Here is a 15,595-nt window from a genome sequence, read left to right on the forward strand (position 1 = left end):
ACCCGCCCACCCCTGGTGCGCCGCGGCCCGACCCGCCCACCCCTGGTGCGCCGCGGGCGGTCCTGGTCTCCGCCGGGACGACGACACGGGCGGGCGCGCACAGGCGTCTTCGCCGTCGTCGTGGCGGGCGGACCGCGCCCGGCCGACGTCCCGCACGGCGACGCCGGGTCCGCGTTCGGCGCGCGGGAGGCGGCGGGCGGCGGGCTGCTCGTCCGGGCGGCGACGTCGGCCCCCCGGCGGGCGCGACGCCGGCGCCGCGCCGCTACCGCGTCCCAGGACGCCTCACAGGGAGCCGCGCCCGTGCAGCGCGTAGTGCTCCATGAGCCGGCCCCTGGTGGTCTCCAGCCGGTGCGCGAGGATCTCGGCGACCGACCGCACCAGCACGATGCCCAGCTGCGGGTCCTCCTCGCACAGGGCGAGCACCGAGGCCGCGTCGAACTCGTGGGCGCGCACCGGGCTGAAGGCCTCGGCGCCGAAGTCCCACTCGTAGGGCGGGAACAACCAGGACCAGCCGAGCAGGTCGCCCGCGCCCAGGCTGGCGACCGTGACCCGCTGCAGGGACGTCACCTGCTGGGTCAGGGAGACCGCGCCGGAGCGGATGACCCAGAAGCGGTCGGCCCTGCCGCCCGCCTCGAAGATCCGGGCGTCCTCCTCGAAGAAGACCTCCCGGGCGAGTGCCGTCAGGCGTTCGCGCTGGGGCTGGGGGAGGGCCGTCAGCAGTTTGGTCGCTTTGGTCATGGCGCGGGGCTCCTCACCGGCGGTTCGGTCCGGGGCTTTCCCTATGCCTATTTCAGTCGCAGTCGGCGCCCTGAGCACCTCGGCGGACCGCGGTTTCTGCGCGGGTTCCGGGCCGGATCGGGGGGCGGCGGTGCGCGGACGTGAAAAAGCCCTGGCTGGACGGGGGAAGCCAGCCAGGGCCGTGAACGGTGGCGTACGGAGGACGCTCCGGTCGACCCCGTCGCCACATGTAGATGAACGCTAAACCACCTTGCGGTGTTCAGCGAAACCGGAAGCGGGGTGCGTGACCCGTCTCACTCGTGGGGCGTGTCCCGCCGCCTCACCCGCCGTCGTCCGCGACGACCCGGATCGTCCCCAGTTCCGGATCGCTCGGGTCCGGCAGGTACATTCCGGCGTCCAGACCGGTGCGCAGGTACCGCAGCACGGGCTCGGCCAGCCGCTCGCCCGGCAGGGCGGCCGGGATGCCGGGCGGGTACGGCGTGATCATCTCCGCCGCCACGCGGCCGGCGGCCCGGTCGACGGGCACGTCCTCGGTGGGTCCGAAGAACGCGTCCCGGGGCAGAACCGCCTGGGGCATGCGCAGCTCGGACGGCGCGGGCACCTCCACGCGCGGCGCGGGGCGCAGGCCGGGGGCGGCCCGCGCGAGCTCCTTGAGCGCGGCCAGGAGTTCGCCGGTGGTCTCCCGGTCGTCGCCGTGGGTGATCTGCGCGCCGATGCGCCGGTGGTCGGTGAGGTGCGCGACCACGCTCCGGTGCTCACGCAGCCAGTCGGCCGCCCGGAAACCCGACACGCCGAGCCCGGCGAGGTCGATGACGACGGGCAGTGGATCGAAACCGTGCGCCAGCCCCGGGCCGCAGAAGTCCTCCCGGTCGTTGACGTGCATCCCGTCGATCTGCTCGACGGCCGCGCGGACCTCGGCCGCGAGATCCAGCGCACCGCCCATCAGGCCGTGGCCGCGCAGCGCCATCTGCCGGCGCCAGCCGTCCAGCCCGGCGAAGATCAGCGCCGACGGGCTGGTGGTGCCCAGCAGGTCCGCCCGCATCCCGAGCACCTCCGGCGGGACCAGGTCACCGCGCAGGTGGAAGACCGACCCCTGCTCCAGACCGCTGCCCATCTTGTGGATGCTGGTCACGCAGATGTCGGCGCCCGCGTCCATCGCCCAGGACGGAAGGTCGGGGTGGAAGGGCAGATGCGCACCCCAGGCCTCGTCGACGATCAACGGTGCCGAGCGCCGGTGACAGACCTCGGCGACGGCCCTCAGGTCGGCGCTGGCGCCGTACGGTGTCGGACTGGTGACGAGGGCACCCTTGGCGTCGGGATGGGCGGCGAACGCCTTCTCGAACTCCTCGGCGGACGGCGGATGGGCCAGGTGCCGCTCGGCGTCCCAGCGCGGCTCGACCCAGACCGGCTCGATACCGGACAGGATCAGCCCCGACACGACGGACTTGTGGGCGTCCCGGCCGATCAGCAGCTTCTCGTGCGGCCCCGCGACCGCCAGCATCGCCGCCTTCACCGACAGGGAGCTCCCGCACGTCGAGAAGAACGTGTGGTCGGCGTGCACGGCGTCGGCCATCAGCTCCTGGGCACGCTGCAGCACCCGCCCCCCGGTGAGCCGGTCGTCGAGTCCGCCGGTCGCCAGCACGTCACCGTGGAACACGGCGTCGCCCAGCACCTCGCGCACCGCCGGGTCGGCCCCACGCGCCTGTTTGTGGCCCGGCGGCGTGAACGACAACCGTCCCTCACGGCGGTAGTCGACGAGGGCTTCCAGGACCGGTGCTCGGGTGTGGTCGGCGCTCATGCCGACCCGGTTTCCCCACCGTGACCCCGGCAATCCGTCCCGGACCGCCCCCGCCGGTCCGGGACGCGCGCGCCGGCCCGGAGGAAGTACCTCGTCACCGCGTTCTCCGGCCCGGGGTCAGGACCTCGTCCAGCACCCGCAGGACGGCCTCGTACGCCATCGTCCGCACGGCGGCCTCCCGCGAGCCCTCCGGGTCGGTCCGCCGCAGTTCCTCCTCGCGCGCCCGCCAGGTCCGCTCCTGTTCCACCGCGCAGGCCCTCGCGCGGTGCATGCGGCGCAGCAGTTCGTCCGAGTCCACAACATCCGTCATGCACTCCGCGTACCCCGGCCCGGCGCGTGGATGGCTGTGGGGCCGTACGGAGGGCCGGAGGTTTGGGGCCACCGGATGAGGTGAGCCGGAAAGTGACCGGGCGGCACGGCGCGCGCACGACGCGCGGTCAGCCGGATCCGGCCCGTCTCACCGACCAGGGAGCTGACGGATGTGTGACACGCACACGACCGACCCCGTCGACGAGCCGTACGGCACGGACCGGCACCGGCCCCGCAAACCCGCCGAGGCACGCAGGACCGTGGAACGTGTCGTCACCGCGTGCCGCGGCACCCACGGCCCCACCTGGTGCGACGCGGGGGCCCTGTCGGACGCCGTGCTCGTCGCCTCCGAACTGACCACCAACGCGATCCTGCACGGTGGCGGCGTCACCGACTTCCGGGTCGACGTCGTCGGCCCGGAGGTGCGCCTGTCGGTGTCCGATCGCAGCCGCGAACTCCCGGTGGCCGTGCCGCGGACCGACCCCCAGGGCCGTCGTCGTGTCGGCGGCCGGGGCTGGCCGATCGTCTGCCGACTGGCACGGGACGTACGGGTGGCAGACCTTCCTTCCGGAGGCAAGTGCATCACCGTGGTCGTTCCGCTGTCCTGAGTACTTTTCGCAAAGCGGAGTTTGTTCCACCGGGGTGGGGGCAGTCGCAAGTCCGTGCTTCGGACCGGAGGCGCAGCAGCGGGAGCGGCATGACTGCATCGGCCCTCCGGGTGTCCCGGTCAGCCCCCGTTCCCGCGGAAAGTCCCCTGAGACCCCGTTCAGGAGCGAATCCGCATGCTCATCGAAACACCCACCGTCCGGCCCGCTACCCCCGAGCCCACCGACGACAGCGCCACCGCCGCCCGTCGGCGGCACGAGGACGCCCCCGACACCATGGCCCTCTTCAGCCGCCTGGCCGGCCTGGCGGACGGGCCCGAACGCGACGCCGTCCGCGACGAACTCGTCACGGCCTGGCTGCCCATGGCCCACCGGATCGCCGGGCGGTTCAGGGACCGCGGCGAGAGCATCGAGGATCTGCGACAGGTCGCGGCGCTCGGCCTGGTGAAGGCCATCGACCGCTTCGACCCGGAGCGCGGCGCCTTCGAGAGCTACGCCGTGCCCACCATCACCGGCGAGGTCAAGCGCCACTTCCGGGACCGGATGTGGGCCCTGCGGGTGCCCCGCCGGGTCCAGGAGCTGCGCAACAAGGTGCGGGTGGCGCGGCGCGAGCTCACCCAGAGCCCGGGCAGCCCCGAACCCTCGGTGGCCGCCCTCGCCGCCCACACCGGTCTGACCGAGGAAGAGGTCAGCGCCGGGATGGAGGCCCTGGAGAGTTTCAGCACCCTGTCGCTGGACGCCGAGTTGTCGGCCGCCGACGACGGCTACAGCCTCGCCGACACCCTCGGGGCGGCGGACGCCTCGTACGACACCGTGATCGACCGAGAGTCCGCCAAGGAGGGCCTGCGCAGGCTGCCGGAACGCGAGCGCGCCATTCTCTACATGCGCTTCTTCGAGGACATGACCCAGAGCCGTATAGCCGACCGCCTGGGGATCTCGCAGATGCACGTCTCGCGGCTCATCAGCCGCAGCTGCGCCCGCGTGCGCGACGAGGCGATGGGGCAGCGGACGGGCCGCCGGGGGGCCGGCCGGCCGACGCGGCGCTGACAGACCGACCCGAAGGAGGAACGACACGGATGCTGATGCCCCACCCTGCGGTGCTGCGCCGGCTCGTCGACGACTACGAGACGGCGGCGGTGACCGAACCGCGCGACGGCACGGGCGGGCCGGGCCCGCGGACCCGGGACCTCGCGTACACCCTGTGCGTGTCGACCGGCACGCGTGACGTGGCCCGTGCCCTGGAGGCCGCCCGCCGCTGGCTCGCGGCCCTCCCGGTCCCGGTGCCCGTCGCCGAGCCCGCGGGCGCGGCCGACTGAGACGTGACGGGAAGGGACGGTGGCGCGACCGCCCGTATGCCGCGAGACGGTGTACGGGCCGTCGCACGTCGGGCCGCCGGCGGTCGACCGCCGCGACAACGGCGTGCCGCGGCACCGGTACGCGCCCGTACGCGCATCCCGTGGTCGCCACGCCGGGCGGCCCTGTGGTCACCGTGCCGGGGGCGTGAGGGCGGACGGAGCCGTGGTCACCAAGCCGCGGGGCACACGCCCGGCCACCCCGGGGGCGCCACGCCGGGGAGGGCACGCCGGGCGGTGGTGTGGGCGCCACGCCCGGAGGCCGGACGTCGCGTCCCGCGCGCGGTCCGGCGCCACCGCGGACACGCTACGGCAGTCGGTGAGCGTCCGGCCGGGCACAGGGGGACCACCGCCCGGTGTGCGCGCAGGATGCCGGGGCATCCGGAGTCCGGAGGGGAGGTCCGGATGGACGCACGTGTGATGGCACGCACCGGTCGCGGCAAGGCCCGGCGGGCGGCGAACGGGTCCGCCGCCGAGGGGGCGGCCCGGGCGGGGCTCACCGCTCGAGGCGTGATCTACCTGCTGGTCGGTGTCCTGGCCCTGCAGATCGCCTTCGGGACCGGGAACCGGCAGGCGGACCGGGGCGGCGCCCTGGCCGAGCTGTCCGACCGGCCGTTCGGCGCCGTACTGCTGTGGGCGCTCGGGCTCGGGCTCGTCGGCATGGCCCTGTGGCGGCTGTCCGAGGCGCTGTTCGGCGCCGTCGGCAAGGACGGACACACGGCGAGGAAGCGGCTGCCGGCCGCCGCCCGCTGTGTGTTCTACGCGTTCGTCGCCTACTCCGCGCTGGCCTTCGCGGCCGGCTCCGGGGGCGGCGGCTCCAGCGACCGGCAGTCCCGGGACATCACGGCGCGGGTGCTGGAGATACCCGCCGGACGGTGGGTCGTGGGCCTGGCCGGCGCCGGGATCGTCGCCGCCGGTGTGGTGATCGGCGTACAGGCGCTGCGCCGCACCTACCGCAGGAAGCTGAAGCTCGGCGGGCTCGGCCCCCGTGCCCGGCGGCTGGTCGACGTCACCGGCGTCGGGGGCGGTGTCGCACGCGGGGTCGTCTTCGCGGCGGCGGGCGCCTTCGCCGTGCGGGCGGCGGTCGACTACGAACCCGACCGGGCCAAAGGGCTCGACGACACCCTCCGCTCCTTCGCCGGCACCCCCCTCGGACCCTGGCTGCTGGTCTGCGTCGCCGCGGGACTGGTGCTTTTCGGCGTGTTCTCCTTCGCCCTCGCACGCTGGCGCAGGGTCTGAGCCGCGCGGCACGGGGAACACGGGGCGAATGAACGAACACGAGATTCCTCCCCCGGACGGACGTCCCGTGGACGTCTACCTGGACCTTCTGCGCATCCGCATGGAGACCGACGACTACCGGCTGCTGCTCAGCGTGGTGGAACCCGTCCTCCAGGCCATCGACGAGCACCAGATGCCCACCATCGACTTCTCCCTGGACGGCGCCGACGCCGAGGCCCTGCCCCAGGAGATCAGGGACGAGGCCGCCCTGGTCATCGCCACCGCGGTCACCGGCCGGCTGGACAACGAGGTCGTCGAGATCAGCACCGACGAGACCGGGCCGGTCCGGGTCGTCACCGACGCGGCCACCGCCTCCGACCCCGAACGTCTCGGCGAGATCGCCGACTACCTCAAGGAACGCCACCGGCAGAACGAGGAACTGCGCGGCATCGCCGAGGCGAGCGGACTGCCCAGCGACTTCTGACCGTCACCGCTTCGGCGCCCTGACGGGCACGCCCAACGGCCGGGCCAGACCCACCACCGCCTCGTCGAGGCGCTCCAGGTGACGCAGCACCCGGCCGGTGATGCGGCCGTACCGCGGCACCCCGGCGGCGTCCGGTTCCAGCAGCGACGCGATGCTCGGCCCGGTCTCCACCTCGGCCCCGGCACTCTCGTCGGCGACGCGGGCGGCGATCGCCTCGATGTTGCGCACCGTGCGCCGCACCGCCCCGCGCAGCCTCGGGTCGGCCGCGATCGAGGGATGGGTGGGCAGCAGCTCGGCCGTCGCGGCCAGGGACCGCGCGTGGTAGGCACAGGTCTCCAGCAGGGCGACCACGTACTGGGCCGTGTCGCGCCGGGCCCGCAGCGGCGTGATCGGGTGCGTGAGCGGCTGGGTGGCGGCGCGCAGATCGCCCAGCGCCTGGTCCAGGTCCCGCGCCGTGTCCAGCAGGTCGGCGGCGGGCCCGCCGCTGAGCTGGTCGACGGCGCCCTCGGTGACGTCCCGCAGCCGCTCCAGTACCGTGCCGAGCAGTTCGTTCGTACGACGGTCGGTGCGTATCGGCAGCACCAGCGCCGCCGCGACGATCCCGCAGGCCGCGCCGAGCGCCGTCTCCTCCACGCGCAGCAGCAGCACCGACATGCTGTAGGTGTGCAGCAGGGTGTACAGCAGCCCGAGCATCGCGGTGACGAAGAACGACATCAGCGTGTACGACAGCGGCGCCGTGTAGAACATCGCGAAGATGAGCAGCAGCACCAGCCCGAACGCGGTCCAGGTGTGGTTCCCGACCAGACCGGCCAGCACGATGCCGGCCACGACTCCCAGCACGGTGCCCAGCACACGGCGGTAGCCCTTGACCAGGATCTCGCCGGTGGACGCGGTGTTGATGAAGACGATCCAGCAGGTGAGGACCGCCCAGTACCAGCGCTGCGAGGACAGGAACTCCCCGCCCACGATGGCCAGCGAGGACCCCACGGCGACCTGCACCGCGGCACGCGTGGTGGGCCGCCGCAGCCCGGTGGGCTCGTCCTGCGGCGTACTCTCCTCACCCGCGTCGATGGCGACGTCCTCGGCGTCCAGCTCCTCGCGCGAGCGGGTGGTCGCCGGCGTGTCGTCCGATTCGTCCTGCGGGCCGTCCAGCGCGATCCTCAGGCCCATGACCGCACGCGCGGCCTCACCGATGCCGCGGAACACGTCCTGCACGGCCGGCGTCGCCTCGGGCAGGTTCTCCTCGTCGCGGTAGCCGAGGAGCCGGTTGCGCAGATGGGACAGCGCCGTACCGCGGGCCTCGGCGGGCGGCCGCAGCACCAGGGTGCGCAGCGCCCCGAGATCGCGGCGCAGGGTCTCCGTGGCCTCCCCGGGCGCCGGTGTGCGGCCCACCGAGGGGGCCGGCGCGCCCGGCAGGTGCAGGGTCAGCGTGTCCGCCCGCTCCGCGCTGCGCGCGGTCAGCAGCAGCAGGCCCAGCCGCTCGGCGGCGATCTCGGCGTCCGCGACGCGCCGCTGCACCAGACGCGCCGTGGACTCGTCCGGAGTGCCGTCCTCCAGCCGGGACTGGATCATCAGGGCCGTCTCGTGCAGACGGGCGGTGCCCTCGCGCAGGTGCTCCAGCGTCCTGTCGATCCCGTCCGGACCGGCGTCCAGCAGGTCGATCTGCGCGGAGATCAGCTGGGCCAGCCGGGCCCGGAAGGCCTGCCGCAGCCGTTGCAGGATGCCCGCCGGGGTCTCCGGCACGACCGCGAAGCGCACCACCGCGCTGCACACGAACGCCACGGCGATGGCGCCCCACAGCTCCGGCAGCGCGGACACCTTCGCGCCGACGAACAGGGACAGGAAGTAGACCTGGAAGCCGATCAGACCCAGGGCCGTGCCGCGGTCGCCGAACCGGCGGACGAAGACGGCGCAGAAGATCAGGACGACGAAGAAGGCGTCACCGATGACGACCTGCGAGGTGAGCAGCGCGCTGAGCGAGACCGAGGCCAGGGCGACGGGCAGGCCCAGCGCCAGTGTGACGGCCTGCGGGCCGCGCTCCTTCTCCTGGATGGCGAAGGTGGCGACCATCGCGGCCATGGCACCCGCCACCAGGTGGGTGACGTCCACCCCGAACACGGCGAGCACCGCCAGGGTCAGGGCGATGGCGCCCACCGTCCGCAGCCCCGCCGTCAGCCGCAGCAGCCCGGGGTCGGACGCGGCGAGGCGGTCCCGCAGTCGTGTCCGCACCGAGCGCCCCGCTGCCTTCACGCCGCCGTACACCGCCCCGATTCACAGCCGACTCCCGGCCGGTTCGCGCCGAGATCCACTTCTCAGCATGTCATGCCGCGGGCCGGTGCCCGACGTGGGGTCACACCGCCCGGCCCGCTTCCCCGACGCGCTCGCGCACCTGCTCCGGCGTCAGATACGCGTCGGTGTACTCGAAGTCCTTCAGCTTGGCCGGCTTGCGGGCCTGGAAGCCGGTGCGCACGAAGTCGTCGCCGGCGACCGCGTTGAGTGCCCAGTTCGTCGCGACCCGGGCCTTGGCCACGCCCGTGCGCAGCGCCGACCAGTGGTAGCCGCGCGCCACGGCCTGGGCGGGCAGGCCCTTCAGTTCGACGCCGAGCGGCTTGGAGACCGCGTCGGTGCCGCCCAGGTCGACGACGAGCCCCAGGTCCTTGTGCCGGTACGGACGCATCGGCTGGTTGCGCAGGGCGGCGATGAGGTTCTCCGCGACGTGCCGTCCCTGCCGCATGGCGTGCTGGGCGGTGGGCGGGCAGACCGCGCCCTCCTGGCCCTTGGCGAGGTCCGGGACGGCGGCGCAGTCGCCGAGCGCGAACACCCCGTCGTGGTTCGGCAGGCACATGTCGGCGGTGACGGCGAGCCGCCCCTTGACCGTCTCCGCGCCCAGCGTGGCGATGAGCGGGCTCGCGACCACCCCGGCGGTCCAGATCAGCGTGCGGGTGGGCACCACCCGGCCGTCCGTGAAGGTGACCGCCTCGGGGCCGGCCTTCTCGATGGACACACCCAGGGAGATCTCGATGCCGCGGCGGGTCAGGATCTCCTGCGCGTCGCGTCCGAGCTTCTCACCCAGCTCGGGCATCAGCTTCGGCGCGATGTCGATCAGATGCCACCTGATCAGACTCGGGTCGAGGCGGGTGTAGCGCTTGACGGCCGCGTGCGTCAGCCGCTGCAGACAGGCCGCGGTCTCGGTGCCCGCGTAACCGCCGCCGACCACCACGAACTGCAACCGCGAGGCGCGTTTCGCCGGGTCGTGGCTCGCGTCGGCGAGATCGAGCTGGGAGATGACGTGGTCGCGGACGTACGCGGCCTCCGCGAGCGTCTTCATGCCGAACGCGGTGTCGGTGAGCCCCGGGATGTCGAAGGTGCGGGTGACGCTCCCGGGAGCCAGCACGATGTAGTCGTACGGCTCGTTGACGATCTCGTCGGTGATGGTGCGCACCACGCAGACCTTCGCCTTGAGGTCCACCCCGATCGCGCCACCCGGGATGATCCGGGTCCGGTACCTGCTGCTGCGGCGCAGGGACAGCGCGATCGACTGGGGCGTCAGCACCCCGGAGGCGACCTGGGGCAGCAGCGGCAGGTAGAGCTGGTAGGAGAACGGTGTCACCAGGGTGACGTCGGCTTCGGCGGGGGAGAGCCTGCGCTCCAGACGGCGCACGCACTCCACGCCGGCGAAACCTGCGCCGACCACCAGGATCCTGGGTCGTGTCACGGTGTTCATCCCTTTCTGCGGCTCCGGGCGGTCTGCCGCGAACGCCCTTCGCCTGCCCGTGGATCGCTGCTTCGCACCTGTCGATCCCACCGCGCCCACGGCGATCCGGCGACCCGGACGCGGCAGGCAGGCGACACACCCTGATCACCACCATGCCCCCTCCCGGCCGGGATCGCACCGGGCGGGGGACGACGAGGCGGTCTCGCGTGGCCGGCCGGGCGCGTCAGACGCGCCCGGGACCGCGGAGGTGGCACAGCAGCAGACACACGTCGTCGTCCCGCTCGGAGTCACTGAGCAGGGGCCGCAGGATCCTGTCCGCGGAACCCTCCAGATCCGCGTCCAGCTCCGCCGGACCGAACGAGCCCAGCGCTCGCGCGAGCCGGGCGATGCCCGGGTCGATGCCCCGGGCACGCCGCTCCACCAGGCCGTCCGTGTACAGGGCGAGGGTCGAACCGGGCGCCAGCCGCACCGTGTGGTCGGCGATCTCCTGCCGGAGCGGGATGCCGAGCATCGCACCGGGTTTGGCGTCCAGGGTCTGGACCCGCCCGTCCGGGGTACGCAGGACCGGCGGCGGATGGCCGGCGGCGGCCCACGTCATGGTCGGGTCGTCGGGGTGGAACCGCGCGATGACGGCGGTGGCGAAGAGGTCGGGCTGGAGGTGGTGCAGGAACGTGTGCAGCCGGGTCAGCAGCCGGCCGGGGCTGCCGCCGTCGACGGCGTACGCCCGCAGCGCGGTGCGCAGCTGACTCATCATGACGGCCGCCCGCAGCCCGTGCCCGGTCACGTCGCCCACCACGGCGATGACACTGCCGTCGGGCTGGCGGAACGCGTCGTACCAGTCGCCGCCGATGTTCAGCCCGTGGGTGGCCGGCAGATAGCGCGCGGCCAGGGCGAGGCCCGGCGGAGCGGGCAGCTCCGTCAGCAGGGCGCGCTGCAGCGTCTCGGCGATGTCACGGTTGTGCTGGTAGCGCTGGGCGTGGTCGATCGCGATGCTGGTCCGCCGGGTCAGCTCGATCAGCATGACCGCGTCGTCCGGGTCCCAGCTCTCCCCGGGCGGGGACAGGGTGACCACGCCCAGCGGCGCCTGCCGCGTCGGCAGCGGGATGCACAGCAGGGGCCGGTGGGGGGCCAGCGCCGAGGGCGGCTGGTCGTCGACGCCGGGCAGGCCGCCCGGGTGCGCGGCGGCGTACTGAGGCCGCCCGGTGCGGGCCGCGACCACGGCGGCGGCGGGGTGGGCCGGGCTCCGCCGGTCGCCGTCCTGGTCGAAGAGCCAGACGTCGACACTCGCGGCGTACTCGGGCACCAGCAGGTCCGGCAGACGGCGCACGATCTCGTGGTGGTCCAGCGACGCCGTCAGCACCGCGCTCGCGTCCGCCAGGAACGTCAGCCTGCGACGGGCGTTCTCCGCCTCCGTGCGCGCCTTGCGCTCGGCGGCGAACGCCTCCCGCTGCGCCCGCCCGGCGGCGTCCAGCTCCGCGTGCAGCGCCACGACGCCCTGGTTCGTCTGCTGCAGTTCCTCCCGGTGGAAGGCGACCAGGTCCTCCTGCTCGGTGAGCCGGTCCAACACCAGCGCCGTGTCCTCGTCGGCGCCCAGCAGCGCCTCGGCCAGCGCGACCGGGTCGTCCGCCACGACGTCGGCCTCGGCGGCCGGTTCCGCCTCGGGGCAGGACACGGTGACCCGCCACGGAGGCTCCCCCGCGGCGGCGACGTCGTGCGAGGGCGTCACCACGGCGCGCAGCACGCCCTGTCCGGCCTCCGGAGCACCGGGCGAGGCCGTGCCCGCCTCCAGGGTGAGCCGCCAGGTGCCGCCCTTGGCCAGGCACAGCCGCAGCTGCGCGCTGAGCGAGGCCGCCAGCCGCGTGCGCTCCAGGGGCGGCACCCCGTACGCCGCCGCCAGGCGGGCCGTGGCGATGCGCGCCCGCGCCGCGTCGACGACGTCGGTGATCTGCCAGGTTCGGGTCATGAGCGGTCCGGGGTCGGGGCCAGCACGGCGACGGCGGTGTCGTCCCGCACCGGGCGGGCCGGACTGCTGGCGTCACGGAGGGTCACGGCGGCCGTCACCGCCGGGTCGGTCGCCGTGCGGCAGGTGTCGGACGTGGGTGACCAGCGGCTCGGCAGGCCGTCGCTGTGCAGGACCAGCACCCGGTCGTCCGCCCAGACGGCCTCCTCCTCGCGCAGTGTCGTGGGCCGGTGGGTGCCGACTATGCCGGGCCGGGACACCAGGTGCCGCCACGTGCCGCCCTCGCACAGCCGTGCCCCGACGTTGCCGATCCCGGCGAACCGGAGCGTTCCGGCGCCCGTGTCGACCTGGGCCAGTGCGACGGCCGCCCCGCGGGTTCCGGTCAACGCCGTGTCGAGCCGCCGCAGCGCCTCGGCGGGCGCGAGGTGGGCGGAGGCGCGCAGCGCCTCCACGGCGGCGGTCGAGGCACGGGCCGCCTCCGCGCCGTGGCCCAGCCCGTCGGCCAGCATCAGGGTGACCCGGTCCCCGGACCGGACCCAGGCCCAGGCGTCGCCCGAGTACTCGGCGCCGCCGAACGGGACGTTCACGGCGCCGGCCCGTACCCGGCCGACCGGGTCCCGCCCGACATCCCGGGCACCGGGGCCGGCGGGCACGGCGCCGATCCGGGAGACCACCACCGTGCCCCGGCCCGGGACGCTGTGCAGGTCGAAGTCGTCGGCGACGCGCGCGCAGGTGCCGAGACCGGCTCCGAGCGAGCCCGTCGTGGTGAAACCGTCGCGCAGGGCGGCGGACACGTCGGCGATCCCGGGGCCGTGGTCGACCGTGACGATCTGCACCAGCGGGGTCTCCTCGCGGCCGGCCGCGAGGACGGGCGGGGCGACGACGTCGATGAGGATCTGGCCGCCCCCGGCGTGCTTGAGCAGGTTGGTGGCCAGCTCCGTCGCCACCAGCGCCGCGGTGGCGGTGCGCTGCTCGTCCAGCCCGGCCAGGGCCGCCGCGTGCTCCGCCGCCACCCTGGCGTCGCGCACCCGGGTCGAGTCGTGCACCGGCACGTCCCACACTCGGGGCATCAGGACTCCTCACGCGGCGGGGGCGTCCGGCCCACCCACGAGGTGACCCGCACCGTGGTGCCCGCCCCGGGACTGCTCTCGATCGCGAAGTCGTGCACCAGGCGCCGCGCGCCGCCCAGTCCCATGCCGAGTCCGCCGCCCGACGTGAAGCCGTCGCTGAGCGCCTGCTCCAGGTCCGCGATGCCCGGTCCCTCGTCGCTGAAGGTCAGCCGCAGACCCCGTGCGCCGCCCTCGGTGAGGGGCTCGGTCTCCATCGTTCCGCCGCCGCCGTACACGAGCGTGTTGCGGGCCAGTTCGCTCGCCGCCGTGACCAGCTTGGTCTGGTCCACCAGACCGAAGCCGAGCTGGGCGGCCGCCTGCCGCACGTGCTGGCGTACCCACACCAGATCCATGTCCGAACGGATCGGCAGGCGGGCCTGCGCGCCCGCGGCAGTGTGCATCACGGACGCTCCTGGCGCAGTCCGCCGTAGCGGGACGACGGGGCATGCAGCCTGAGCAGCTCCATGGCCACCTCGGTGCTGAGCGCGGTGTGCACCCTGGGCAGCGTCAGGCCCAGCTCCACCAGGGTGATCGCCACCGCCGGCCGCATGCCGACGACGACGGTGCGCGCGGCCAGCAGCTCGGTCTGCCCGGCGATCTCGGCCAGGACCCGGCCGAGGAAGGAGTCGACGATCTCCACCCCGGAGATGTCGATGATCACACCGGTGGCGCCGCTGCGGGAGATGGTCTCGGCGAGGTCCTGCTGAAGCTGCTGCGCCGTGCTGTCGTGCAGGTCGCCCTGGAGCGTGACCAGCAGCACCTCGCCGAGCCGGAGGACCGGAACATGACCTGTCACGGGACCCCCGTGGGGCCCGGGAAACATCTCGCTCACCGTGCGACCGGGCCGTTCGTGACGGGGTTCACGATGCCGACCCCGAGCTGGTGCAGGACGTACCCCAGCGCGTCGGCGAGGCTCGCCCGGGTGACCACGGTGCCCAGGTCCAGGCCGAGGTGGACCATGGTCTGCGCGATCGCGGGCCGGATGCCGGAGACGATGCACTCGGCGCCCATGAGCCGGGCCGCCGCGACCGTCTTCATCAGGTGCTGGGCCACCAGCGAGTCGACGGTCGGGACCCCGGTGATGTCCAGGATCGCGTAGCGTGCCTGCTGCTCGACGATGGACTCCAGCAGGGTCTCCATGACGACCTGGCTGCGGGCGCTGTCCAGCGTCCCGATCAGCGGAACGGCCACGATGCCGTCCCACAGCTTGATGACCGGGGTGGCCACCTCCAGCAACTGCAGCCGCTGGCGGTCGATGAGTGCCTGCCCCTCGCTGAGCGCCGTCTGCATGACCACGACCCGCAGGGTGCCCAGCAGGACACTCAGCGTGGTCGCGCAGGCCCGGGCGTGATCGGCCGGGGCGTCCGGCAGATCGGCCAGGAGCAGGTTCTCGACGGGCGGACGCAGGGTGGCCAGCTCGCTCGACACCTGCGCGGTGCTCAGCCCGGCACGGGAGCGGGCCGCGCCCATCCGCGCCAACTGCTCGCGCACCGTGGTGAACCCGGCGGCGTCCGGATCCTCCACCCGGGCCGCGTCCGCGACTTGGGCGAGCGCGTCCACCACGGCCTTGCCCGCCTCGACCGCCTCGTCGCGCGAGACGGTGAACACCGCCCGGAACAAGGGCTCGTCCGCCCACCGCTGGGCGATCTGCTCACGGCGGCGCCGCAGAAAGTCCCTGACCTCGTTCGTGGGCGATCCCGCTGTTCCCTCCGCCTGCTCCGGCACCTGTTCCACTCCTCATCCGCGTAGCGCCGCACCGGCCCCGTGGGCAACGTGTGGGCGACGTGACTCTGCCGGGCGACAACTGTAACCACCCGCCGAGCTCGTACGACACCTGCTCCCGCACGAGCGGTCCGGATGAGCGCCGGGGAGGAGGGGTCTCAGAGGTCCGGCGTCAACGGACCCTCCGGCTGCGCGTCGACGCGGGAGAGCGCCTCGTCGAGGCTCTCCGAGACCGGCACCGTGATGCTCACGCCCGTCAGGTCCAGGATGCGCCGCACCGCCGGGGTGGGGGAGATGATGTGCACACTGCCCGGCAGTTCCCGGGCCTCCTGGTAGACCCGGAGGATGATGTTCATGCCGGAGGAGTCCATGAACGGGACCTCGGACAGGTCCAGCAGGAAGTGCCGTCGGCCGTGGTGGAGTTGGTTGGCCAGATGGTGCTGGAACTCGGTCGCGGTGTCGACGTCCAGGTAGCCCTCCACCTTGAGCAGCGCGACCTCCTCCCGGGGCAGCGTCACCTCGACGGACAGCGGGTTCTGGGCAATGGGCACGTGTACCTCCAACAATGCGGCCGGCGCGGTGGAC

The 15,595-nt window shown here is 73.8% G+C and carries 16 protein-coding genes; 5 read left to right on the forward strand and 11 right to left on the reverse strand.

The annotated features are described in order from the left end of the window. Nucleotides 1-282: 282 nt before the first annotated feature. From KUM32_RS15380 to KUM32_RS15390, 3 genes are all read right to left on the reverse strand, one after another. Nucleotides 283-738 carry a cyclic nucleotide-binding domain-containing protein gene (locus tag KUM32_RS15380; protein WP_217142445.1) on the reverse strand — a complete coding sequence of 152 codons (456 nt, stop codon included), beginning with the start codon at nt 736-738 and terminating at the stop codon, nt 283-285. A 319-nt stretch (nt 739-1,057) separates the two neighbouring features. Beyond that, nucleotides 1,058-2,536: an aminotransferase class I/II-fold pyridoxal phosphate-dependent enzyme gene (locus KUM32_RS15385; RefSeq protein WP_217142446.1), complete on the reverse strand. Its 1,479-nt coding sequence runs from the start codon at nt 2,534-2,536 to the stop codon at nt 1,058-1,060. A gap of 94 nt (nt 2,537-2,630) precedes the next feature. Next, a complete protein-coding gene (locus tag KUM32_RS15390; RefSeq protein ID WP_217142447.1) occupies nt 2,631-2,846 on the reverse strand; it encodes a hypothetical protein in 216 nt (71 codons plus the stop codon). Between the two features lie 169 nt (nt 2,847-3,015). Between KUM32_RS15390 and KUM32_RS15395 the strand changes: the two genes are divergently transcribed. The 5 genes from KUM32_RS15395 to KUM32_RS15415 all read left to right on the forward strand — a co-directional run bounded on the left by KUM32_RS15395 (nt 3,016) and on the right by KUM32_RS15415 (nt 6,504). After that, nucleotides 3,016-3,453, forward strand: a complete 438-nt coding sequence (locus KUM32_RS15395) for an ATP-binding protein (RefSeq protein WP_217142448.1) — start codon at nt 3,016-3,018, stop codon at nt 3,451-3,453. Between the two features lie 174 nt (nt 3,454-3,627). After that, nucleotides 3,628-4,497 carry a SigB/SigF/SigG family RNA polymerase sigma factor gene (locus KUM32_RS15400; protein ID WP_217142449.1) on the forward strand — a complete coding sequence of 290 codons (870 nt, stop codon included), beginning with the start codon at nt 3,628-3,630 and terminating at the stop codon, nt 4,495-4,497. 29 nt (nt 4,498-4,526) lie between these two features. Further along, on the forward strand, nt 4,527-4,766 hold the full coding sequence (locus KUM32_RS15405) for a DUF5133 domain-containing protein (protein ID WP_217142450.1): 240 nt from the start codon (nt 4,527-4,529) through the stop codon (nt 4,764-4,766). 441 nt (nt 4,767-5,207) lie between these two features. Next, nucleotides 5,208-6,041, forward strand: a complete 834-nt coding sequence (locus KUM32_RS15410) for a DUF1206 domain-containing protein (RefSeq protein WP_217142451.1) — start codon at nt 5,208-5,210, stop codon at nt 6,039-6,041. 28 nt (nt 6,042-6,069) lie between these two features. Then, the gene (locus KUM32_RS15415) at nt 6,070-6,504 is read left to right on the forward strand and encodes a hypothetical protein (protein WP_217142452.1); all 435 of its coding nucleotides are present in this window, start codon (nt 6,070-6,072) and stop codon (nt 6,502-6,504) included. A 3-nt stretch (nt 6,505-6,507) separates the two neighbouring features. Here KUM32_RS15415 and KUM32_RS15420 read toward each other — a convergent pair whose 3' ends face one another. The 8 genes from KUM32_RS15420 to KUM32_RS15455 form a co-directional block, all read right to left on the reverse strand. After that, entirely contained in the window at nt 6,508-8,754 is a 2,247-nt protein-coding gene (locus tag KUM32_RS15420) for an FUSC family protein (RefSeq protein WP_217142453.1), read from the reverse strand. Between the two features lie 100 nt (nt 8,755-8,854). After that, nucleotides 8,855-10,228 (reverse strand): NAD(P)/FAD-dependent oxidoreductase, encoded by a 1,374-nt coding sequence (locus tag KUM32_RS15425; protein WP_217142454.1) that lies wholly within the window; start codon nt 10,226-10,228, stop codon nt 8,855-8,857. Between the two features lie 214 nt (nt 10,229-10,442). Then, nucleotides 10,443-12,182, reverse strand: a complete 1,740-nt coding sequence (locus KUM32_RS15430) for a PP2C family protein-serine/threonine phosphatase (protein ID WP_217142455.1) — start codon at nt 12,180-12,182, stop codon at nt 10,443-10,445. After that, nucleotides 12,179-13,249: an ATP-binding SpoIIE family protein phosphatase gene (locus tag KUM32_RS15435; RefSeq protein WP_217142456.1), complete on the reverse strand. Its 1,071-nt coding sequence runs from the start codon at nt 13,247-13,249 to the stop codon at nt 12,179-12,181. The genes KUM32_RS15430 and KUM32_RS15435 overlap by 4 nt, the downstream gene beginning before the upstream one ends. Further along, complete coding sequence (locus tag KUM32_RS15440) at nt 13,249-13,689, reverse strand: anti-sigma regulatory factor (protein WP_217142457.1); 441 nt, start codon at nt 13,687-13,689, stop codon at nt 13,249-13,251. The genes KUM32_RS15435 and KUM32_RS15440 overlap by 1 nt, the downstream gene beginning before the upstream one ends. Continuing rightward, on the reverse strand, nt 13,689-14,111 hold the full coding sequence (locus KUM32_RS15445; RefSeq protein WP_217142470.1) for an STAS domain-containing protein: 423 nt from the start codon (nt 14,109-14,111) through the stop codon (nt 13,689-13,691). The genes KUM32_RS15440 and KUM32_RS15445 overlap by 1 nt, the downstream gene beginning before the upstream one ends. A gap of 5 nt (nt 14,112-14,116) precedes the next feature. Beyond that, a complete protein-coding gene (locus tag KUM32_RS15450; protein WP_217142458.1) occupies nt 14,117-15,013 on the reverse strand; it encodes an STAS domain-containing protein in 897 nt (298 codons plus the stop codon). A 155-nt stretch (nt 15,014-15,168) separates the two neighbouring features. Beyond that, complete coding sequence (locus KUM32_RS15455) at nt 15,169-15,561, reverse strand: STAS domain-containing protein (protein WP_217142459.1); 393 nt, start codon at nt 15,559-15,561, stop codon at nt 15,169-15,171. Nucleotides 15,562-15,595 lie beyond the last annotated feature (34 nt).

This window comes from Streptomyces sp. AC627_RSS907, from assembly GCF_019049165.1.